At 71.8% G+C, this 20,990-nt stretch carries 19 protein-coding genes; 14 read left to right on the forward strand and 5 right to left on the reverse strand.

Annotation, left to right across the window (positions count from 1 at the left end):
• Positions 1-81: 81 nt before the first annotated feature.
• The 4 genes from ABD332_RS02230 to ABD332_RS02245 form a co-directional block, all read right to left on the reverse strand.
• Positions 82-3,309 carry a caspase, EACC1-associated type gene (locus ABD332_RS02230; protein ID WP_344498929.1) on the reverse strand — a complete coding sequence of 1,076 codons (3,228 nt, stop codon included), beginning with the start codon at positions 3,307-3,309 and terminating at the stop codon, positions 82-84.
• A complete protein-coding gene (locus ABD332_RS02235; protein ID WP_344498931.1) occupies positions 3,296-3,748 on the reverse strand; it encodes an effector-associated constant component EACC1 in 453 nt (150 codons plus the stop codon). The genes ABD332_RS02230 and ABD332_RS02235 overlap by 14 nt, the downstream gene beginning before the upstream one ends.
• Positions 3,749-3,938: 190 nt before the next feature.
• A complete protein-coding gene (locus tag ABD332_RS02240) occupies positions 3,939-4,151 on the reverse strand; it encodes a DUF397 domain-containing protein (protein WP_344500678.1) in 213 nt (70 codons plus the stop codon).
• Between the two features lie 55 nt (positions 4,152-4,206).
• A complete protein-coding gene (locus ABD332_RS02245) occupies positions 4,207-5,064 on the reverse strand; it encodes a helix-turn-helix domain-containing protein (protein WP_344498933.1) in 858 nt (285 codons plus the stop codon).
• 165 nt (positions 5,065-5,229) lie between these two features.
• On the opposite strand from ABD332_RS02245, the gene ABD332_RS02250 reads away from it, so the two are divergent.
• The 4 genes from ABD332_RS02250 (at position 5,230) to ABD332_RS02265 (ending at position 9,231) form a co-directional block, all read left to right on the forward strand.
• Positions 5,230-5,871 (forward strand): GOLPH3/VPS74 family protein, encoded by a 642-nt coding sequence (locus ABD332_RS02250; protein WP_344500680.1) that lies wholly within the window; start codon positions 5,230-5,232, stop codon positions 5,869-5,871.
• Positions 5,872-5,948: 77 nt separating this feature from the next.
• Positions 5,949-7,478, forward strand: coding sequence for an APC family permease (locus ABD332_RS02255; RefSeq protein WP_344498935.1), 1,530 nt, complete (start codon positions 5,949-5,951; stop codon positions 7,476-7,478).
• Positions 7,479-7,537: 59 nt separating this feature from the next.
• Positions 7,538-8,152 (forward strand): GNAT family N-acetyltransferase, encoded by a 615-nt coding sequence (locus ABD332_RS02260; RefSeq protein ID WP_344498937.1) that lies wholly within the window; start codon positions 7,538-7,540, stop codon positions 8,150-8,152.
• A complete protein-coding gene (locus ABD332_RS02265; protein WP_344498939.1) occupies positions 8,149-9,231 on the forward strand; it encodes a type III PLP-dependent enzyme in 1,083 nt (360 codons plus the stop codon). Before ABD332_RS02260 ends, ABD332_RS02265 begins: the two co-directional genes overlap by 4 nt.
• Here the strand turns inward: ABD332_RS02265 and ABD332_RS02270 are convergent.
• On the reverse strand, positions 9,228-10,343 hold the full coding sequence (locus ABD332_RS02270) for a LacI family DNA-binding transcriptional regulator (protein WP_344498941.1): 1,116 nt from the start codon (positions 10,341-10,343) through the stop codon (positions 9,228-9,230). The genes ABD332_RS02265 and ABD332_RS02270 overlap by 4 nt on opposite strands.
• 504 nt (positions 10,344-10,847) lie before the next feature.
• On the opposite strand from ABD332_RS02270, the gene ABD332_RS02275 reads away from it, so the two are divergent.
• From ABD332_RS02275 to ABD332_RS02320, 10 genes are all read left to right on the forward strand, one after another.
• On the forward strand, positions 10,848-11,840 hold the full coding sequence (locus tag ABD332_RS02275) for an ABC transporter substrate-binding protein (RefSeq protein WP_344498943.1): 993 nt from the start codon (positions 10,848-10,850) through the stop codon (positions 11,838-11,840).
• Between the two features lie 11 nt (positions 11,841-11,851).
• Positions 11,852-13,357, forward strand: a complete 1,506-nt coding sequence (locus ABD332_RS02280; RefSeq protein WP_344498945.1) for a sugar ABC transporter ATP-binding protein — start codon at positions 11,852-11,854, stop codon at positions 13,355-13,357.
• Positions 13,357-14,397: an ABC transporter permease gene (locus ABD332_RS02285; protein ID WP_344498947.1), complete on the forward strand. Its 1,041-nt coding sequence runs from the start codon at positions 13,357-13,359 to the stop codon at positions 14,395-14,397. The genes ABD332_RS02280 and ABD332_RS02285 overlap by 1 nt, the downstream gene beginning before the upstream one ends.
• The gene (yjfF, locus tag ABD332_RS02290) at positions 14,394-15,380 is read left to right on the forward strand and encodes a galactofuranose ABC transporter, permease protein YjfF (protein ID WP_344498949.1); all 987 of its coding nucleotides are present in this window, start codon (positions 14,394-14,396) and stop codon (positions 15,378-15,380) included. Before ABD332_RS02285 ends, yjfF begins: the two co-directional genes overlap by 4 nt.
• Positions 15,377-16,978, forward strand: a complete 1,602-nt coding sequence (locus ABD332_RS02295; RefSeq protein WP_344498951.1) for a ribulokinase — start codon at positions 15,377-15,379, stop codon at positions 16,976-16,978. The genes yjfF and ABD332_RS02295 overlap by 4 nt, the downstream gene beginning before the upstream one ends.
• On the forward strand, positions 16,975-17,649 hold the full coding sequence (locus tag ABD332_RS02300; RefSeq protein ID WP_344498953.1) for an L-ribulose-5-phosphate 4-epimerase: 675 nt from the start codon (positions 16,975-16,977) through the stop codon (positions 17,647-17,649). Before ABD332_RS02295 ends, ABD332_RS02300 begins: the two co-directional genes overlap by 4 nt.
• Entirely contained in the window at positions 17,646-19,139 is a 1,494-nt protein-coding gene (gene araA / locus ABD332_RS02305) for an L-arabinose isomerase (protein WP_344498955.1), read from the forward strand. Before ABD332_RS02300 ends, araA begins: the two co-directional genes overlap by 4 nt.
• Positions 19,140-19,181: 42 nt before the next feature.
• A complete protein-coding gene (locus tag ABD332_RS02310) occupies positions 19,182-19,571 on the forward strand; it encodes a VOC family protein (RefSeq protein ID WP_344498957.1) in 390 nt (129 codons plus the stop codon).
• A gap of 99 nt (positions 19,572-19,670) precedes the next feature.
• A complete protein-coding gene (locus tag ABD332_RS02315) occupies positions 19,671-20,498 on the forward strand; it encodes an alpha/beta hydrolase (protein ID WP_344498959.1) in 828 nt (275 codons plus the stop codon).
• A gap of 36 nt (positions 20,499-20,534) precedes the next feature.
• Entirely contained in the window at positions 20,535-20,897 is a 363-nt protein-coding gene (locus ABD332_RS02320; RefSeq protein ID WP_344498961.1) for a tetratricopeptide repeat protein, read from the forward strand.
• The last annotated feature ends 93 nt before the right edge of the window (positions 20,898-20,990 follow it).

Raw genomic sequence — 20,990 nt, forward strand, 5'->3', positions numbered from 1 at the left:
GTGATGGGTCCCTTCCCTGGACGTTCCACCCCATTGATGCGACCCGGTGCCCCGGTGGTTGACTGCGCGGCGCGACAAGTTTCAGGGTGCCTCGCCGGTGCGCACGGCGAGCGCCTCGTTCACCGCGACCCGGGCCCGCCGCAGCGCCTCGGCCAGCCGTTCCGCGGTGAGGGCGGCCCCGCCGGACATGCGCCCGGGCGGGTCGAGCCGCCAGTCCTGGACGGTCGGCCCGGTGTCGGACTGCGTGACGACCCGCATCTCGTAGCGCTCGACGCTGCGCACCTGCGCGGCGTGCAGGTCGTCGTAGCGCAGCCGCGAGTGCACGCCCCACACGTGGTGCACGGCGCGGTCGGTGAAGGCGAGCACCCCGTCGCGCGCCAGCGGCCAGACGAGCAGGAGCGTCTCGTCGTCCTCCAGCCCTGGCACCGGGTGTGACATCGCCGCCTGCAGCGTCGAGCCCAGCGTCGCCCGGATGCTCTGCAGCGCGGCGATCCGCGCGGCGGTCGGCCGCGTGCCGGACACCGGGAACGGCAGCGCCTCCGTGAGGTGCGGATGGTTGGCGGCGACCCAGGCGGCGAGCACGTAGGAGGCGGGCGTGGCCGGCCCGCGCAGCAGGGGGCGGAAGTGCTCGGGCGCGGTGCCGCAGGCGACGAGGTCGTCGACGAACGACGTCAGGTCGTCGATCGGGCACTGCGCGCCGGCCGCGGCGAGGAAGTCGAACAGCACGTGCCCCGGCAGCAGGTCCCGGATCCCGGTGAACGCCGCCAGCAGGTCCGGCGGCCGGCCCCGCGCCGCGACCTGGGCGTAGTCGCGGTGGCAGCCGGAGCGCACGTGCGGGGAGAGACGGGCGAAGAACGCCGCGGCGGTGGCGACCGGGGCGCGGGCGAGCCGCTCGGCGAGGTCCCACCGGAACGCGCGGTCGTCGGCCAGGAACGCCGACACGAACCCGTCGGCGTCGGCGTCCGGGTCGGCGCAGACGTACGCGACGACCACCCCGGCGACGCCGCCGACGAGCGGGTCGGAGCGCGACAGCGCCCGCCGCCCGTGCAGCAGCGCGTCGAGCGCGGCGAGCGGCTCGCTGAACAGCCTGGGCTGCCGCGCCCGCAGCAGGTCGGCGGCGGCCACCGTCTCTCCGTGCCCGATGAGGTGTACCGCGATCTCGGCGACCTCGGCGACGGGGCGGGCCGCGACGGCGGCGCCGGTGTGCCGGGCCAGGTCGCCCCCGCCGGTCGCGCGGTGCAGGCCGGCGACGAGCGCGGCGACCCGCTCGGGCGACCCGGCCGCGGCGGTGGTCAGGACCCGCCGGACCGCGACGTCCGGCCCGGCGGCAGCCGCCGCGACCGCGACCGCGGCCAGATCCCAGCCGGACAACGCGAACACCACCGGCCCGGCGCCGCCCGCCGACCCGGGAGCGGTCTGCGCCGCGGACCCGGACGGTGCGCCAGGCGGCGGGTCCGCCAGGGCGGCGCGCAGCTCCTCGACCGACGCACCGGAGAAGGCCTTCAGCAGCAAGGCACCGGATGCGATGGCGGGGGCGGGTGGCGGCGGGTCCGCGGTGGGGGGAGACCAGCCGGCCGTCGCGGTGGCCCGCTGCTCCAGGAGCCGGTTGGCGTCGATCGGGCGGCCCGCGTCGTGCAGGTGCCTGATGTACGCGATCGTGCTCTCGACCGGCCGCCCCGCCGCGGCCAGCTGCAGGACGGTCAGGGCGTCGCCGGGGCTGCGACCGTCGCGGAGCAGGTCGGTGAGGGCGAGCAGGTCGGGGTCCGGCAACCGCCCGGCGAGCCGCGCCATGGCGTCGCCGGCCGGCAGCTCCGCGTGCCGCAGCGCGTCGAGCAGCTCCGCCGCGGCGGAGGGGTTCGCGCACGCCCGGGCGGCGCCGTCGACCAGCGCGGTGCCCTGCGCCCCGTGGCCGGCGCGGACCATCGCCGCGGCCAGGTCGACGACGGCTGCCGGTGGCCGCTCGACGATGACGTCGGCGGCCACCTCGTACAGGTGGAACGCCGGCTCCTCGTGCCCGCCGTCGCGCAGGGCGTCGGCGAGGGCGGCGGCGTCGGCGGCGGGCATGGACGCGCTGACCCGGCGCAGCGCCGCCTCGGCCGCGTCCCGCAGCCCCGACGTCCACAGGGCGCCGACGAGCGCGATCATCGCCGCGGGCCGGCCGATGCGGTCGCGGACGGCGGCGTCGAGCAGGGGCGCCTGCCGGTCGCCGAGCAGCGGGCCGAGCGCGACGATCCGCCGCCCGTCGCCGGCCGCGGCGGACCGCACGACGTCGTCGGCGATCGGGCCGAGACCGAGCTCCTCGAGGTCCGCGACGAGCCCCGCGACGGTCCCGGGGGAGCGGCGGGCGGCGGCGTCGAGCAGGACGCCCACCGAGGGGTCGGTGCGCATGGCGTACGCGAGCGCGGCCACCTCCTGCGTCGGCCGCGTGGAGCCGGCCGCGACGAGCAGGTCGGTGGCGGTCACGCCGCCGGGCGGGTCGGCGAGCAGCGCGATGAGCCGGGAGGGGTTCAGTCCGCGGCCGGCGGTGGTGTACGCCGGGGCGACCGGCTGCGGTGGCGGTGCCGACAGGGGCGCCCGGCCGGCCCGGTTCCGGGCGAGCGCGATGGCGTGGCCGTCGTTGCGGGCGCGGGCCTGCGGCATCGGCCGGCGCTTCGCGGACAGCTCGGCGGCGAGCTGCCAGTACACCGCCTCCATCTCCAGCACGTCGGCGCCGTTGGGCAGCCCGTCGCGCAGGACGGTGACGAGCTCGCCGGTGAAGGCGGTGAACTCCTCGTCGGGCGGCGCGTAGGCGAGCGCGGTCTCGGCGGCGGCGGTCAGCACGTAGCTGTTGCCGACCACGACCCGGTCGGCGACGGTCGCCGGGTCGCCCATCGCGCCGGCCAGGGCCAGGCCGCTGTAGCAGCAGTCCAGCAGCACGACCTTGGAGCGGCAGCGGCGCGCCCCGGCGATGAGGCGGCGCACGTCCTCGAACCGCACGGCACCGTGGATGGGCGACGGCGTGGTGCGGGGGAGCGTCAGGTACAGCTCGAACGTGTCCGGCTCGATGAGCCCGTGCCCCGCGTAGTAGAACACCAGCGCGTCGCGCGCGTCCCGGGCGGCGTCGTGCAGCGCGTCGAGGATGTCGTCGGCGGATGCCGGGTCCTGCACGACCGTGCAGTGCGCCGCGGGCAGCCCCCAGATGTCGGGGTCGGTGAGCAGCGCGGCGAGGTGCCGCAGGTTGTTGGGGACCGCGGGCAGCGGCTCCAGGACGTCGAACGCGCCGGCACCCACGAGGACCGCCCTGGAGGCGAGCGGGTCAGGCAGCCGCATCGTCGTCCTGTGTGGGCGGCGGTGGCGACGGTACAGGCGGCGCCGGCGGCCCCGGAGAAGGCGCGGGCGCGGGCGCAGGCCCGGGAGCAGGCGACGGCGCGGGTGGCAGCGCGGCGAGCAGGGTCGCCCGGATCCGTTCGAGCGTCTCGGGTGAGGAGTCCGAAGCGGTCACCGAGATCCCCTCGACGGTGAACACGATCGGCGGCGCGTCCGGCCGGGCCCGCCGCCACGACGCGAACGCCAGGACGAGCCCCCCGACCGCCACCGCGTGCGTCAGCACGAGGTCGATGACGTCGAGCGCGCCCATGTGCCCGCCCGCGGAGCTGCGCTGGCTGATGTCGGCGTCGGCGGCCAGGCCGGGATCGCGCAGGAGCCAGCCGTGCAGGGTCTGCACCGCGTGGGCGTCGGACACGGAGGGGGTGGTCAACGACAGGCGCACCCGGCGATTCAAGCACCTCCCGAAGATCAACGGGTGACGGTGCCGTTACAGATACTGCGAAAGTCGATGGTAGCGCCGGCGAACCGGCGGGAATAGCATCGGCCGGTATCTTCACGCATGGGCTGATGCAAATGACACACCAGCCCAGGCGCGATCATTCATGCACGGGATCGAGGAATCGGGAAAAGCGTCAGCTGATCACATCAAAATTGCCGTGCTTGGCGTCGGACAGGAACGACTTCCAAGCGGCTGGACTGAACCGTAGAACGGCTCCGTCCGGATTCTTGCTGTCGCGCACACCGACAGCGGAGGCAGCGACTGTGACTTCCACACAGTTGTTGCCGCCGTTGCCGTTGCTGTGACTGCTTTTACGCCAGCCGGCGCCGGTGAATTGAGCGGGCAAAACGTTCACCTCCTTTCTCGTGAGCTGAGCCGGCCGCGCGGGAGCGGCCGCCGGCTCAGGCGAGCAGGCGTTCGATCAGGCGCACCGTCGACGCCTCGCTGAGGGCCTTCGTCTCGAGCCGCTCGAACTCGTCGCGGTAGCGCTTGACCTCCGCAGGCTGCTCCTCGTAGTAGTCCCCGGCAAGGCCCTCGAGGTAGATGACATCCAAGTGGGCGACGTCCGGGAACTCCAGGAACGTGATCGGTCCGCCCATGAACGGGTGCTCGCCGGCGGTGAACGGCACGATCCGCACCGACACGTTCGGCAGCGCCGCGACGTCGATGATCTTGCGGTACTGCTCCTGCATCACCGCCGGGCCGCCGACGACCCGGTGGATCACCGACTCGTCGAAGAGGGCCACGAGCTGCAGCGGGCTGGCCGCGGTGAGGCGCTCCTGGCGCAGCCGGCGCAGGGAGACCCGCCGCTCGATCGACTCCCTGGTGTCGTTGCGACGGCCGATGCCGATCAGCGCCCGCATGTAGTCCTCGCACTGCAGCAGGCCCGGCAGCACGATGGGCTCCCACACGCGGGTGATCGACGCGTCCGCCTCCATGCCGACGAAGTTCCCCGGCCGCATGACGTCGCGGTAGTCGGTCCACCACGTGCGTTGCTTGCTCTGCCGGGCCAGGGCCAGCAGCGCCTCCCGGTAGGCCGGGTCGCTGACCCCGTAGAGGGTCAGCAGGTCGTTGACGTCCCGGGCGTTGACCGGCACGCGTGCGTTCTCAATTCTGGTGACCTTGGCCGAGTGCCACTCGAAGTGCCGGGACACGGATTCCTGCGTGAATCCGGCTTCTTCGCGACTTTTCTTCAGTTCCGCGGCCAGTCGACGGCGGCGAAGCGTCGGGCCCTCGTCCTTTGCGGCGTCAATGTCCACGGTATTGATCATATGCAATTTGCGTGATGCGCATACCCCGAGTCTAGTACTCGTTGCACTACGCGCCGTGTCTGGTACATGATGCTCGGGGACATCGAAGCCAGCACATGCTGCTGGTTGTTCGCTGACGTGCTCGGGGCAGATCTCGAGGGAGCCGTGGTCGCGATGCTTGCCAACAGCTATTACCTGATTGCCCACGACGATCGAACCGGCCGGTCCAGGCTGCACCCACGTGCCGCCGGGCTCGGGCTGGCCTCCGCCCTGCTGGGTGAGCTGATGCTGTACGGACGGCTGCGCGCCATGACCGGCGACCTGTATGTCGTCAGCCAGGAGCCGCCCGGGGACTCCCTGGCCCACACCGTGCTCGACCTGCTGATCGCGCAGCCGCAGCACCGCGAGATCCGCACCTGGCTGGCGTACCTCGCGGCCGACGCGACCGACCAGGTCGGCGAGCGGCTGCTGCGCGCCGGCGTGGTCGAGCCGGTCACCCGGCGCAAGCTGCTCAGCGCGTCGCAGACGCTGTACCTGCCGCAGACCGCCGAGCAGCGCAACACCGCCGCGTGGGAGTCGATCCGGCTGTCCGAGGCACTCGCGCACCGGCGGTCCATGGGGCTGCACGACCGGTCGCTCATCGCGCTGGTCGTCGCGACCGGGCTGACCAGGCACGTCTTCGCCGGCGTCCAGGAGCAGCGCGAGTGCATGCGGCAGCTGCCCGCGATCATGGCGTCACTGCCGGACGACCTGGTCCAGCTCGTCCAGTACACAGAGGCGGCGGTGGGCTCCGCGCTCGCTGTCGGCCGCCGGTGACGCGCACGGTGGGCCGACACCACTATCACCGCGGGAAGCTGCGCACCAGCACGGCCGACCGCGTGAGGAGACCGAACATGGCGCGTTTCGCACCGAGCGGGCCCGACATCGTGACCCGGGGTCTGGCCAGCAACCGTCTCGGCGTGCCGTCCATCGTGTTCTTCGGCGTCGCGGGAGCGGCGCCGCTGACCGTGATCCTCGGCGCGATCTCGACGATCTACGCCGTGGTCGGCAACATCGCCGTGCCGCTGGTGTACTTCGTCGCGGCGCTGATCCTGTCGCTGTTCACGGTCGGGTTCGTGGCGATGAGCCGGCACATCGTCAACTCCGGCGCGTTCTACTCCTACATCAGCCACGGGCTGGGCCGGGTCACCGGCGTGGCGGCGGCGTTCATCGCGCTGCCGGCCTACGCGGCGATGCAGATCGGCCTGTTCGGCCTGCTCGGCGTCGTGGCGAAGGGCGTGCTGGAGGCCAGCGGGATCCACACCAGCTGGTTCGTCTGCTCGCTGGTCGGCTGGTTCCTCATCGCCGTGCTCGGCGTGCTGTGGGTCGACCTCAGCGGCAAGGTCCTCGCCGTGCTGCTCACCGCCGAGATCACCATCGTGCTCATCTACGACGCGATCATGGTCGCCCACCCGGCCGGCGGCAGGGTGAGCACCGAGGCGCTCGACCCGGCGCAGCTGCTGACCCCCGAGGTCGCGGCGATGCTGGTGCTCGCGATCGCCGGCTTCGTCGGCTTCGAGGCGACCGTCGTGCTGTCCGAGGAGGCCAAGGACCCCAAGCGCACGATCGCCCGGGCCACCCACTGGGCGGTCCTGCTGCCGGGCCTGCTGTGCGGCGTCTCGGCGTGGGCGATGTCGGTGAACACCGGCTCCGGCAACATCGTGCAGGCGGCCAAGGACCAGGAGACCGACCTGGTCTTCGCGCTCGTCTCGCCGTACGTGCCCGAGGCGCTGATCAACGTCGGGTACGTGCTGTTCCTGACCAGCGTCTTCGCCGCGGCCCTGGCGTTTCACGCCGCGGTCGCCCGCTACCAGTTCGCCCTGGGGCGGGAGCGGGTGCTGCCCCGGCTGTGGGGGGTGGCGCACCCGCGCACCGGCGCGCCGCTGCTGGGGTCGATCACGCAGAGCCTGCTCGCGCTCGGGGTGCTGATCGTGTTCCAGGTGACCGGCATCGACCCGCTGATCCACCTGTTCGCCTGGGGCACCGTCGTCGGCGGTCTCGGCGTGCTGATGCTCATGTGGGGCGCGTCCGCCGCGGTCATCGCGTTCTTCCTCAGGCACCGCCGGCGGGAGAACTTCTGGCGGGCGCAGCTCGCGCCGCTGCTGGCGTTCCTGCTGCTCAGCGCGGTGCTCGCGGCGACCGTCATCGGGCTGGGCGACCTGCTGCAGGTCAACAACGACTCGGTCTTCAACTGGGTCTTCTCCGCCGCCTACGTCGTCTTCGCGATCGTCGGCATCATCTGGGCGCTGGTCATGCGCGCCGCCCGGCCGGACGCCTACGCCGGCATCGGCCGCGGCGCCGAGCAGCGGGTCATCCCGGAGGGCGCCGGGCTGCCCGTCTCGCACGCGCTGCCGCGCACCGCCGACGTCGTCCGCCACTCATAGCTCCCACCGCTCGCAGCTCCCACCACCGGCTCCACCGTGGACATCGAAAGAGGACGGTCATGACGCATGCCATACAGGATGTCGTCGTCCGCGACATCGAACCGGTCGACACCGACGCCATCACCGAGGTCCTCGTCGCCGCCATGAGCGACGGCCTGGTCGCCCAGTGGATGGCGCCGGACGCCGACGACCGGCGCGAGCACAGCCCCGAGTACTTCTCGATCTTCGCCGAGCACGCGGTGCGGCACGGCGAGGTGTACGCGACCGTCGACCCGTTCGACGGCAGGCCTTCCGGCGTCGCGCTGTGGTTCCCGCTGACGCACGCGATCCCGCCCCCGGTCGACTACGACCGGCGGCTCAAGGAGGCGGCCGGCCCCGCGTTCGACCGGGCCTGCCAGCTCGACGCGATGCTGGAGGAGGAGCACCCGATCGTCCCGCACCACTACCTGGCGTTCTTAGCCGTGCGGCCGGAGCGGCAGAACCTCGGCATCGGCAGCTCGCTGCTCGCCCGGCACCACCGCCGGCTCGACCGGGCCGGCATCCCCGCCTACCTGGAGGCCAACGACCCGCGCAACCGGGCGCTGTACCTGCGCCACGGCTACGAGAGCCGCCCGCCGATCCTGCTGCCGGACGGCCCGCCGGTCTGGCCGATGTGGCGCCCGCCGAGCGCGTGAACACGCCCGAGCTGCTGATCGACCTGGACAAGGTGGCGGCCGGGTACCGTGCCGTGACCGCGGGACTGCCGGGCATGACGGTGCACTACGCCATGAAGTGCAACCCGCACCCGGAGGTCCTCGCGGAGCTGCACGGCCTCGGCTGCCGCTTCGAGGTCGCGTCCGCGCCGGAGCTCGACCTGCTGACCACCGTCGGCGTCGACCCGGCCGGCGTGCTGTACAGCAACCCGGTCAAGCCCGTCGCCCACATCGCCCGCGCGCACGCGGGAGGCCTGTGGCGCTTCGCGTTCGACTCCGAGGAGGAGCTGGACAAGCTCGCCGCCGCCGCACCCGGCGCGGCCGTGTTCGTCCGGCTCGCCGCGCACCAGATCCGCAGCGGCGTGCCCAGCGAGGGCAAGTTCGGCGTCGACGTCGCCACCGCCACCGCCCTGCTGCTCGGCGCCCGCGACCGGGGCCTGCGCCCCTTCGGCGTCGCCTTCCACGTCGGCTCGCAGATGCTGCTCCCGCAGGCGTGGCGGGCGCCGCTGCGCGCCGTCGCACAGGTCATGGACAAGCTCGCCGCCGAGCAGGTGATGCTGGAGATGGTGGACGTCGGCGGCGGCTTCCCGGCCCGCTACGCCGGCCCGGTGCCGCCGTTGCCGGACTACGCGGCGGCGATCAGCACGGGCCTGGCCGGGCTGCCCTACGACGTCCCGGTCGTGATCGAGCCGGGCCGGGCCGTCGTCGCCGCGGCGGGCACGTTGCGGGCCTCGGTCATCGGCACCGCGCTACGCCACGGCCGGCGCTGGGTCCATCTCGACGTCGGCGCGTTCAACGGGCTGATGGAGAGCCTCGAGACGGGCAACGAGCTGCGCTTCCCGGTCACCGACTCGCGCCGGGCCGGGGCCCGCGAGCGCTGCCATCTCACCGGCCCGACCTGCGACAGCCAGGACACCATCCTGTTCGACGTGGAGCTCTCCGCCGGGTTGCGGGCCGGCGACGAGGTGTACATCGGCAATGCCGGCGCGTACACCAGCGTCTACGCCTCGTCGTTCAACGGCTTCCCGCCCCCCTCGGTCCGCTGCACGCGGGGTTCCTAGGCGCCGGCGGTGCGGGCGGCGCTGGCGCGCACGACCAGCGACGGCGTCAGGTGCACGGGGGTCGTGGGCAGTGCCGTGCCGTCGAGGCGCGCGACGAGCAGGTCGACGCTGCGCCGCCCGAGCTCGGCGAAGTCCTGGTGGACGGTGGTGAGCGGGGGCAGGAAATAGCCCGACTCGGGCATGTCGTCGAAGCCCACGATGCTCACGTCGTCGGGGACCGTGCGGCCCGCCTCGTGAAACGCGCGCAGCACGCCCAGGGCGATGTGGTCGTTGCCGCAGAAGACGGCGGTGACGGCGGGGTCGGCGGCGAGCAGCTGCCCGCGCAGGTAGCCGGACCGGGCCGACCAGTCGCCGGCCGCGACCGGCGGCACGGGCGCCCCGGCGGCGTGCAGCGTCTGCCGCCAGCCGTCGATCCGGTCCCTGCCCTCCGGCCAGTCGGCGGGGCCCGGGACGTGGTGGACGGTGCGGTGGCCCAGATCGAGCAGGTGCCGGGTCGCCAGGCACGCGCCGCGGACGTTGTCGACCCGCAGCATCGGCACGGCGCCGTCGTCGGCGCCGCCCACCCCGACGGCCGGCGTGCCCGGCGGCGCCTGCGCGAGGGCGTCGGCGACGGAGTTCTTCGGGGCGATCGCGATGATCCCCTCGACCGCCTGGGCGCACAGCTGCTCGACGGCGTCGAGGACGGCGTGCCGGTCCAGCGACCGGACGGTGGCGATGCTGACGTAGTAGCCGGCCTCCCGGGCGGCCTTCTCGATCCCGTAGATCATCGACGCGGGCCCGGCGAGGGTGGTCTCGAAGCCGATCAGCCCGATCGTGCGCGACCTGCTCGTCACGAGCGTCCGCGCCGCGAGGTTGCGCCGGTAGTTGAGGATGCGCACGGCGTCCAGGACCCGGCTGCGGGTGCCGTCGCTGACGTTCGGCAGGTCGTTGAGCACCCGCGACACGGTCTGGTGCGACACCCCCGCGAGCCGCGCCACGTCGCGCATCCCGACCTTGCGCGGCGGCGGCGCCGGCACCGCGTCGGGCGCCGCGCCGCCGGCGTGCGCGACCGGCCCCCGCCGGCTGCGGTCGGGCCCGGTGGGGGAGGGGAACCCGGGCCGCCGGACCGGCACCGCCGTGAAAATCCCATCGCCGCGCGGCGGGCGACCGGCGGGCATGGGTCCGGTTTGTCCCAGCGCACGGCCTTCGATGTCCGAGGACTGCGCCAGGTTGCCCAGGGACACCTGGCCGTGAGCCGGAACATCACGCGAAGCAGCCCGTGCGTCACGGTCCGTCGAACCTGGACCGCCGTGAGCGGCGGAAGCACTACGTTCCGTAGGAGTGGGGGCACGTTCGGTGGAAGCGGGGGCGGTGGAGGCGGCGCGAGCGGAGGCTGCGCGGTCCCGCCCGGAGCGCGCGGGATGGGCCAACGAGCACCTCCGGTCACGAATCGACGTCACGGACTTGACGTCGGGGATGAGAACGCTAACACTCTCGACATACAAGCGCGACGGCCAATGTAATCCAGGCCGGAGCGAGGTACCCCCACTGCCACACACCCCGGCGGTGGGGCGGCCCGCCCTTGAATGTGAACGTTCACTAGCTCTGGCGCAAGACACCCCGTGAGGAGAGGCGTAGTGCTGAAGAAGTGGTCCGCGGCCGTGCTCGGCGGTCTGCTGGTCGTAGGCGCGCTCAGCGCGTGCGGCGGCGAGAAGGAAGGCGACGCCGGCAGCGGCACGAAGAAGGACGACGGCAAGATCACGATGGGCTTCGCCCAGGTCGGTGCCGAGTCCGGCTGGCGGACGGCGAACACCAAGTCGATCCAGGAGGCCGCCACCGCAGCCGGTATCGACCTGAAGTTCTCCGACGCGCAGCAGAAGCAGGAGAACCAGATCAAGGCGATCCGCAGCTACATCGCGCAGAAGGTGGACATCATCGCCTTCTCGCCGGTCGTCGAGTCGGGCTGGGACACCGTGCTCAAGGAGGCCAAGGACGCCAAGATCCCGGTGATCCTGACCGACCGCGCGGTCGACTCGAAGGACACCTCGCTCTACAAGACGTTCATCGGCTCCGACTTCGTCCTGGAGGGCAAGAAGGCCGGCGAGTGGCTGGTCAAGGAGTACCAGGGCAAGACCGACACGGTGAACATCGTCGAGCTGCAGGGCACGACCGGCTCCGCGCCGGCCAACGACCGCAAGTCCGGCTTCGCCGACGTCATCAAGGCCGACCCGAAGTTCAAGGTCATCGCCTCGCAGACCGGTGACTTCACCCGCGCCAAGGGCAAGGAGGTCATGGAGGCCTTCCTGAAGGCCAACCCGAAGATCGACGTGCTGTACGCGCACAACGACGACATGGGCCTGGGCGCCATCGAGGCGATCGTCGCGGCCGGCAAGAAGCCCGGTGTCGACATCAAGATCATCACCGTCGACGCGGTCAAGGACGGCATGACGGCCCTGTCCGAGGGCAAGATCAACTACATCGTGGAGTGCTCGCCGTTGCTTGGCCCCCAGCTCATGGACCTGGCCAAGAAGGTCGTCGCCGGCGAGACCATCCCGCAGCGGGTGCTGACGGAGGAGTCCGCGTTCACCCCCGAGCAGGCCAAGGCCGCGCTGCCGAACCGCAAGTACTGAGAGGCGCAACCATGGGGACCGCACTGCTGAGCATGAGCGGCATCAGCAAGCAGTTCCCCGGCGTCAAGGCTCTTGAGGGTGTGGATTTCCGCCTGTACCAAGGGGAGATCCACGCCCTCATGGGCGAGAACGGCGCCGGGAAGTCGACGCTCATCAAGGTGCTGACCGGCGTCTACGACATCGACGAGGGTGAGATCACCCTCGAGGGCCGCCCGGTCCGGTTCGCCGGCCCGCACCAGGCCACCGAGGCCGGCATCAGCACCGTGTACCAAGAGGTCAACCTCTGCGCGAACCTCTCGGTCGCGGAGAACATCTTCATCGGGCGCGAGCCGACGAAGTTCGGCCGGATCCAGTGGGGCGTCATGCGGCGCCGCGCGACCGAGCTGCTCCAGCGCATGGAGCTCGACCTCGACGTCACCGCACAGCTGTCGACCTACTCCCTCGCCGTGCAGCAACTGGTCGCGATCGCCCGCGCCATCGACGTCGACGCGAAGGTCCTCGTCCTCGACGAGCCGACCTCCAGCCTCGACGCCGGCGAGGTCGCTCAGCTGTTCCGCATCATGCGGCAGCTCAAGGCGCAGGGCATCGCGATCGTGTTCGTGTCGCACTTCCTCGACCAGATCTACGAGATCTGCGACCGGATGACGATCCTGCGCAACGGCCGGCTGGTCGGCGAGCACCTCGTCGCCGACATCAGCCAGGTCCAGCTCGTCAGCCTCATGATCGGCAAGGAGCTGGCGCTGCTGGAGCGGCTCGAGGACGCCGGCAAGCGCTCGTTCTCGGGCGTCGAGGCCGTCGCCCGGGCGCACGAGCTCGGCCGGTCCGGCGCCGTCGAGCCGTTCAGTCTCACCATCCACAAGGGCGAGGTCGTCGGCCTCGCCGGGCTGCTGGGCTCCGGCCGCACCGAGCTCGCCCGGCTGTTCTTCGGCGCCGACAAGGCCGACAGCGGCCGCCTCGAGATCGACGGCAAGCCGGTCAACCTGCACGGCCCGCGCACCGCCATGGACCACGACATCGCGTACTGCTCCGAGAACCGCAAGACCGAAGGCCTGGTCGAGGAGCTGTCGGTCCGCGAGAACATCATCCTCGCCCTGCAGGCGGCCCGCGGCTGGACCCGCCCGCTGCCCCGCCGGCGGCAGGACGAGCTGGTCCAGAAGTACATCGACGCGCTGAACATCAACCCGAAGGACCCCGAGCTGCCGGTCCGCAACCTCAGCGGCGGCAACCAGCAGAAGGTCCTCCTGGCCCGGTGGCTCATCACCGAGCCGCGGCTGCTGATCCTCGACGAGCCGACCCGCGGCATCGACATCGGCGCCAAGGCCGAGATCCAGCGGCTGGTCGTCGAGCTCTCCGACGGAGGCATGGCCGTGCTGTTCATCTCCGCCGAGCTGGAGGAGGTGCTGCGCCTCAGCCACCGCATCGGCGTCCTGCGCGACCGGAGGCTGGTCACCCAGCTGGAGAACACCGACGCGGTCGACCTCGACCGCCTCACCGAGACGATTGCGAGCGGCACCTGATGGCGGCGATCACCAAGCACAGGCTGTTCTGGCCGGCGGCGATCCTCGTGCTGCTGCTCGTCACGAACGTGTTCTTCTCCGGCGGGTTCTTCAAGATCGAGCTCCGCGACGGTCACCTGTACGGCAGCATCATCGACATCCTGCGGGCCAGCGCGCCGCTGGGGCTCGTGGCGCTGGGCATGACGCTGGTCATCGCCACGGGAGGCATCGACCTGTCGGTCGGCGCCGTCGTCGCGATCGCCGGCGCGCTCGCCTGCCTGCGCATCAGCGAGCTGGACGACCAGAACAGCGTCGGCGGCGTCCTGGCCGCCGTCGGGCTCGCGCTGGTGCTGTCGCTGGTGCTCGGCGTCTGGAACGGGTTCCTCGTCGCCACGGTCGGCATCCAGCCGATCATCGCCACGCTGATCCTCATGGTCGCCGGCCGCGGCCTCGCCCAGCTCATCACCGACGGGCAGATCATCACGATCAACAGCGGCCCGTACAAGATGATCGGCGCGGGCTACTGGCTGGGCCTGCCGCTCAGCGTCATCATCGCCGTCGGCGTCGCGGTCATCGCCGGCCTGATCGTGCGCCGCTCGGCGCTCGGGCTGCTGCTGGAGTCCGTCGGCGGCAACGCCGAGGCGTCCCGGCTGGCCGGCATCAAGTCGCGCTGGCTGATCCTCATCGTCTACGTGTTCGCCGGGCTCTGCGCCGGCGTCGCCGGGCTGATGATCAGCTCCAACGTGTCCAGCGCCGACGGCAACAACGCCGGCCTGCTCATCGAGCTCGACGCGATCCTCGCCGTGGTCATCGGCGGCACCTCGCTGGCCGGCGGCCGGTTCTCGATCGCCGGCACCATCCTCGGCGCGGTCATCATTAAGACCCTCGACATCACGATCTACACCGTCGGCATCCCGCCCGAGGTGACGCTGCTGTTCAAGGCGGTCGTCGTGGTCGTCCTGTGCCTCGCCCAGGCGCCGAAGTTCCGCGAGAAGTTCCAGCGCCGCCGGCCGTCCGCGCCCGCCCCGAAGGCGCCGCAGAAGGTGGAGGTCACGGCATGACGACGTTCGAGTCGTTGCAGAAGCGGGTCATCCGCAGGCCGCAGCAGCGGCACATCCCGGTCCTGGCCACGTTGGCGCTGCTGTGTCTCATGTACGGCGCGGGCGTCGTGCGGTACACCGGCTTCGACGACACCCAGATCGTCCTGAACGTCTTCATCGACAACGGCTTCCTGCTCGTCGTCGGCGTCGGCATGACGTTCGTGATCCTGACCGGCGGCATCGACCTGTCGGTCGGCGCGGTCGTCGCGCTCACCACGATGATCTTCGCGTCGCTGGTGCGGGCCGGCTGGTCACCGATCGCGGTGCTGCCCGTGGTGCTGCTCGTCGGCGCCCTGATCGGCCTCGCGATGGGCTGCATCATCCACTTCTTCGACATCCAGCCCTTCATCGCCACGCTCGCCGGCATGTTCCTGGCCCGCGGCCTGTGCTACGTCATCAGCACCGAGGCGATCCGCATCGACAACGCGCTGTGGACCGAGCTGGCCGACTACAAGATCCGCTTCGGCGGGTTCCACATCTCGTGGAGCGTCGTCATCTCGCTCGTCGTGGTGCTCGTCGGCGCGTACGTCCTGGCGTACACCAGAATCGGCCGCAACATCTACGCCATCGGCGGCAACCAGCAGTCGGCGCTCCTCATGGGCCTGCCCGTCGGGCGCACGAAGATCGCCGTCTACACGATCAGCGGCGTCTGCTCCGCCCTCGGCGGCGTGCTGCTGACCTTCTACACGTCCTCCGGTTACGGCCTGCATGCCCTCGGCATGGAGCTCGACGCCATCGCGGCCGTGGTCATCGGCGGGACCGTCCTCACCGGCGGATCCGGCTTCCTGTTCGGCACCGTGCTCGGGGTCCTCGTGCTCGGCCTCATCCAGACCATCATCACGTTCGAGGGCACCCTCAGCTCGTGGTGGACCAAGATCGTCATCGGTGCGCTGCTGTTCGCGTTCATCGTGTTGCAGCGGGCCGTGGCGCGGAGATCACAATGACGAGATATGTAGTCGGGGTCGACTTCGGGACCCTGTCCGGCCGCGCCGTCGTGGTCCGCGTGGCCGACGGGGCGGAGGTGGGCACCGCCGTCCACGAGTACCGGCACGGCGCGGTCGAGCGGACCCTCCCGGCGACCGGCGAGGCGCTGCCCCCGCACTGGGCGCTGCAGATGCCGTCCGACTGGGTCGACGTGCTGCGGCACGCCGTCCCGGCCGCGCTCACCGGGATCGACGCCACGCAGGTGGTCGGCATCGCGACCGACTTCACGGCGTGCACGTTCCTGCCGGTGCTCGCCGACGGCACGCCGCTGAGCGACGTCCTGCCGGACCGGCCGCACGCCTACCCGAAGCTGTGGAAGCACCACGCCGCACAACGGCAGGCCGACCAGATCAACGCGCTCGCCGCATCGCGTGGCGAGGCGTGGCTGCCGCGGTACGGCGGGAAGCTCTCCTCCGAATGGCAGCTGGCGAAGGCGCTGCAGGTCCTGGAGGAGGACCCCGACGTCTTCGCCCGGGCCGAGCGCTTCATCGAGGCCGCCGACTGGATCGTGTGGCAGCTGGCCGGGGTCGAGACCCGCAACGCGTGCACCGCCGGCTACAAGGGCGCCCACCAGGACGGCGGCTACCCGCCCCGGGACTACTTCGAGGCGCTGCACACCGGCTTCGGCGCGTTCCTCGACAAGACCGACGGGCCGCTGTCGCCGCTCGGCGGGCTCGCCGGCCGGCTGACGGCCGAGGCCGCCGGGTGGACCGGGCTGCCGGAGGGGATCGCGGTCGCGGTCGGCAATGTCGACGCGCACGTGACCGCCCCGGCCGCGCAGGCCGTCGACGCCGGGCAGCTCGTCGCCATCATGGGCACCTCCACGTGCCACGTGATGAGTGGCGCGACCCTGGCCGACGTGCCCGGCATGTGCGGGGTCGTCGCCGACGGCATCATCCCCGGCCTGTACGGCTACGAGGCCGGACAGTCCGGCGTCGGCGACATCTTCGGCTGGTTCGCCGGGTTCGCGTCCGCGGACCACGACCAGCTCACGGCCGCGGCCGCCGCGCAGCGCCCCGGGCAGCACGGCCTGGTCGCGCTGGACTGGCACAACGGCAACCGCTCCGTGCTCGTCGACCACCACCTGTCGGGCGTCATCGTCGGGCAGACCCTCGCCACCCGCCCCGAGGACGTCTACCGGGCGCTGATCGAGGCGACCGCCTACGGCACCCGCACCATCGTCGAGACCCTCGAGACCGCCGGGGTGCCGGTGACCGAGTTCATCGCCGCCGGCGGGCTGCTCAAGAACACGTTCCTCATGCAGCTCTACAGCGACGTGCTGCGCCGCCCGATCAGCGTCATCGACTCCGAGCAGGGGCCGGCGCTGGGCTCGGCGATCCACGCCGCGGTCGCCGCCGGCGAATACCCGGACGTGCGGGCCGCCGCGGCGGCGATGGGCAAGGTGAAGCGGGCCGTCTACACGCCCGACGACGCCGCCGCCGACGTCTACGACCGACTCTACGCCGAATACCGGCAGCTGCATGACTACTTCGGCCGCCCCGGCGGCAACGAGGTCCTGCACCGCCTCCGCGCGCTGCGCGAGGAGGTGGCCCAGTGATCTCGAAGCTCCGGCGGGAAGTCTGCGACCTGCACGCCGAGCTGATTCGCTGGGGCCTGGTCACCTGGACGTCGGGCAACGTGTCCGCCCGCGTCCCGGGCTCGGACCTGCTGGTGATCAAGCCGTCGGGGGTCTCCTACGACGACCTGACCCCCGAGGCCATGGTGGTCTGCGACCTGGACGGCAAGCTCGTCGAGGGGGACCGCGCCCCGTCGTCGGACACCGCGGCGCACGCGTACGTGTACCGGCACATGCCGCACGTCGGCGGGGTCGTGCACACGCACAGCCCGTACGCGACGGCGTGGGCCGCCCGCGGCGAGCCGATCCCGTGCTCGATCACCGCGATGGCCGACGAGTTCGGCGGCGACATCCCGGTCGGGCCGTTCGCGCTGATCGGCTCCGACGCGATCGGCCGCGGCATCGTCGAGACGCTCACCGGGCACCCGTCACCGGCGGTGCTGATGCTGCAGCACGGCCCCTTCACCATCGGCGCCACCGCGAAGGCCGCCGTGAAGGCGGCGGTCATGTGTGAGGACGTCGCCAGGACCATGCACTTCGCCCGGCAGTTGGGCGCCGTCGAGCGGCTGCCGGATCAGGCCGTCGCCTCGCTGCACGACCGCTACCAGAACGTCTACGGCCAGCCGCAGGGCGGGCAGAGGAGCACAACATGACGCACGAGGTCTGGTTCCTGACCGGCAGCCAGGGGCTCTACGGCCCCGAGACGCTCGACCAGGTCGCGGCCCAGTCGAGGCAGATCGCCGCGACGCTGGACGAGTCGCCGGACATCGCGGTGCGCGTGGTGTGGAAGCCGGTGCTCACCAGCGCCGGCGACATCCTGCGGGTCTGCCTTGAAGCTAACGCAGCGGCGAACGCCGACCCGTCGGTCGTCGGCGTGGTCGCGTGGATGCACACGTTCTCGCCGGCCAAGATGTGGATCTCCGGGCTCGACGCGCTGCGTACCCCGCTGCTGCACCTGCACACGCAGGCCAACGTGGCGCTGCCGTGGGCCGAGATCGACATGGACTTCATGAACCTGAACCAGGCCGCCCACGGCGACCGCGAGTTCGGCTACATCCAGTCCCGGCTCGGCGTGGCCCGCAAGACCGTCGCCGGGCACGTCACCGACCCGCGGGTCACCGCCCGCATCGGCGCGTGGGCCCGCGCGGCCGCCGGCTTCACGGAGATGCGGTCGCTGAAGCTGGCCCGCTTCGGCGACAACATGCGCGACGTCGCCGTCACCGAGGGCGACAAGGTCGAGGCGCAGCTGCGCTTCGGGGTCTCCGTCAACACGTACGGCGTGAACGACCTCGTTTCCTCGGTGGACGCGACATCCGACGCGGACGTGGACAACCTGGTCAAGGAGTACCACGACACCTACCGGGTGTCCGCCGCCCTGAAGGAGGACCGGGCCGAGTCGCTGCGCTACGCGGCCCGCATCGAGCTCGGCCTGCGCGCGTTCCTCACCGCCGGCGGGTTCAAGGCCTTCACCACCAACTTCGAGGACCTCGGCGGGCTGCGCCAGCTGCCGGGCCTCGCGGTGCAGCGGCTCATGGCCGACGGCTACGGCTTCGGCGGCGAGGGCGACTGGAAGACCTCGGTCCTCGTGCGCACCCTGAAGGCGATGGCTCCCGGTGGCGGCACCTCGTTCATGGAGGACTACACGTACGACCTCACGCCCGGCAACGAGGTCATCCTCGGCGCGCACATGCTCGAGGTGTGCCCCAGCATCGCCTTCGACACGCCGTCGTGCGAGATCCACCCGCTCGGCATCGGCGGCCGCGAGGACCCGGTGCGGCTCGTCTTCGACGCCACGCCCGGCCCCGCCGTCGTGCTCGGCCTGGCCGACCTCGGCGAGCGCTTCCGGCTCGTCGCCAACGAGATCGACGTGGTCACGCCGACCGCGCCGCTGCCCAAGCTGCCCGTGGCGCGGGCGGTCTGGAAGCCGCGGCCGGACCTGTCGACGTCGGCGGAGTCCTGGCTGACGGCCGGCGGCCCGCACCACACGGTGCTGTCGTTCGCCGTCGGCACCGAGGAGCTGGCGGACCTGGCGGACATGACCGGCACGGAGCTGCTCGTCATCGACGCGGACACGACGGTTCGGCAGTTCGCCAAGGAGGTCCGCTGGAACCAGGCGTACCATCGCCTCGCGAGAGGGTTCTGAAATACGGGTGCGTTCCGTTTACGGAACTGGTGAGGTGGGTGCATGACCGTACGAATCAGGCACATCACCGTCGACTGCGCCAAGTGCTACGACCTGTCCCTGTTCTGGGCCGCCGTCACAGGGTTCCGCGAGGACCCCGACGACCCGAACCTGCCGGAGCACACCGAGGCGGCGCTGAACGCCCCGGACGGCTCGACGGGGATGCTGTTCGTCCAGGTGCCGGAGGGCAAGACCGGCAAGAACCGCATCCACCTCGACCTGCAGCCCACCGACGTCTCCAGGGACGAGGAGGTCCAGCGCATCCTCGGCCTGGGCGCCACGCTGGTCGCCGACTTCCGCAAGGACGACGGCACCGGCTGGGTCACCCTGGCCGACCCCGAGGGCAACGAGTTCTGCGTGGAGCGCAGCGCCGCCGAGCGCGCCGCCGCCTGATCGTCCCTGCGCCGTTTCTTGCGGGCGGCGCAGGGACTTTGTTACTCGCGGGTTGCGTTCGCCCTTGCTTCAGGGCTTTGCTCGGCGGACGATGCAGCAATGCAGCGCGAGGAGCACAGCCTCACCGGAGGCGGCGGGGTCCGCATCGTCTACGACGCATGGACGCCATCGAACGTCGAGGGGGTCGTCGTGCTCTCCCACGGCATGGGGGAGCACGCCCGGCGGTATGACCACGTCGTGGCCCGCCTCGGCGAGCTCGGCCTGGCCGTCTACGCGCCCGACCACCGCGGCCACGGCCGCTCCGGCGGGAAGCGGATGTACCTGCGCAGCATCGACGAGTACACCGCCGACCTGCACCTGCTCTTCGGCGAGGTCGCCGCCCGTCACCCCGGCCAGGCGCCGTTCCTCGTCGGGCACAGCATGGGCGCCATGATCGCGCTCGCCTACGCCCTGGACCACCAGGCGTCGCTGCGCGCGCTCGCTCTGTCCGGCACGCCCGTCGTCCCCGGCTCCGGGATCGGCAAGCCGGCGATCGCCGTCGCGAAGGTCCTCGGCCGGATCGCGCCGGCGACCCCCGTCCAGGCGCTGAACTCCGCGTACATCTCGAAGGACCCGGCGGTCGTGGCCGCCTACGACGCCGACCCGCTCGTCTACCACGGCAAGGTCCCCGCGGGCATCGGCGGAGCCATGCTCACCCAGATGGCCGTGTTCCAGCGCCGCCTGCCGTCGCTCACCCTGCCGACCCTGGTCATGCACGGCGCCTCGGACAAGCTCGTCGACCCGGCCGGCAGCCGCCTCATCGCGGACCGGGCCGGCTCCCGGGACCTCACCCTGCACATCTACGACGACCTGCACCACGAGGTCTTCAACGAGCCCGAGCAGGACCGCGTCCTCGACGACCTGATCGGGTGGCTGAAGACCCACTGAGGAATGCGCCGGGCCCTCGCGCAGTTGATCCCTGCCATGGACGACGTCATGACCGAGTACCGCAGGGGAGTCCTCTACTTCGACGCCGGCGACCCGATCGAAGCCGCGAAGATCCTCGCCACCGTCCTGGACCAGGAGCCGGGCAACGCCGAGGTCCGGCTGTGGCTGGCCCGCGCCTACTTCGCCTCGGCCCAGCTGCACCGCGCCGAGACGCACCTGCGCGCCCTGGTCGACCGCGACCCGACCGACCACTACGCCCACCACCTGCTGGGCCGCACCCTGGAGCGGCAGAACAAGCCCCGCGAGGCCCTGCCCTACCTGCGCCTGGCCGCGGCGATGTCCACCGTCCCCGACTACGCCGACGCCGTCCGCCGCGTCGAGTCCGCCTGCTCCCCCTGACCCCGTCACCGATTGACGGTGCGGCGGGTGCTGTCCGGCCTCCGGTAGACCTCCTGCGCGGCATCCACCTACCTGCCGTGGTCGGATCGCGTG

The sequence above is a fragment of the Dactylosporangium maewongense genome (assembly GCF_039531485.1).
In the GTDB taxonomy this organism is placed as follows: Bacteria; Actinomycetota; Actinomycetes; order Mycobacteriales; family Micromonosporaceae; genus Dactylosporangium; species Dactylosporangium maewongense.

Bases quoted from the DNA above. Each gene is read 5' to 3' on its own strand.
- ABD332_RS02250 (WP_344500680.1), top strand. From the start codon at position 5,230: ATGCTTGCCAACAGCTATTACCTGATTGCCCACGACGATCGAACCGGC.
- ABD332_RS02310 (WP_344498957.1), top strand. From the start codon at position 19,182: ATGACCGTACGAATCAGGCACATCACCGTCGACTGCGCCAAGTGCTAC.
- yjfF (WP_344498949.1), top strand. From the start codon at position 14,394: ATGACGACGTTCGAGTCGTTGCAGAAGCGGGTCATCCGCAGGCCGCAG.
- ABD332_RS02295 (WP_344498951.1), top strand. From the start codon at position 15,377: ATGACGAGATATGTAGTCGGGGTCGACTTCGGGACCCTGTCCGGCCGC.
- ABD332_RS02255 (WP_344498935.1), top strand. From the start codon at position 5,949: ATGGCGCGTTTCGCACCGAGCGGGCCCGACATCGTGACCCGGGGTCTG.
- ABD332_RS02280 (WP_344498945.1), top strand. From the start codon at position 11,852: ATGGGGACCGCACTGCTGAGCATGAGCGGCATCAGCAAGCAGTTCCCC.
- ABD332_RS02315 (WP_344498959.1), top strand. From the start codon at position 19,671: ATGCAGCGCGAGGAGCACAGCCTCACCGGAGGCGGCGGGGTCCGCATC.
- ABD332_RS02320 (WP_344498961.1), top strand. From the start codon at position 20,535: ATGGACGACGTCATGACCGAGTACCGCAGGGGAGTCCTCTACTTCGAC.
- araA (WP_344498955.1), top strand. From the start codon at position 17,646: ATGACGCACGAGGTCTGGTTCCTGACCGGCAGCCAGGGGCTCTACGGC.
- ABD332_RS02260 (WP_344498937.1), top strand. From the start codon at position 7,538: ATGACGCATGCCATACAGGATGTCGTCGTCCGCGACATCGAACCGGTC.
- ABD332_RS02285 (WP_344498947.1), top strand. From the start codon at position 13,357: ATGGCGGCGATCACCAAGCACAGGCTGTTCTGGCCGGCGGCGATCCTC.
- ABD332_RS02230 (WP_344498929.1), bottom strand. From the start codon at position 3,309: ATGCGGCTGCCTGACCCGCTCGCCTCCAGGGCGGTCCTCGTGGGTGCC.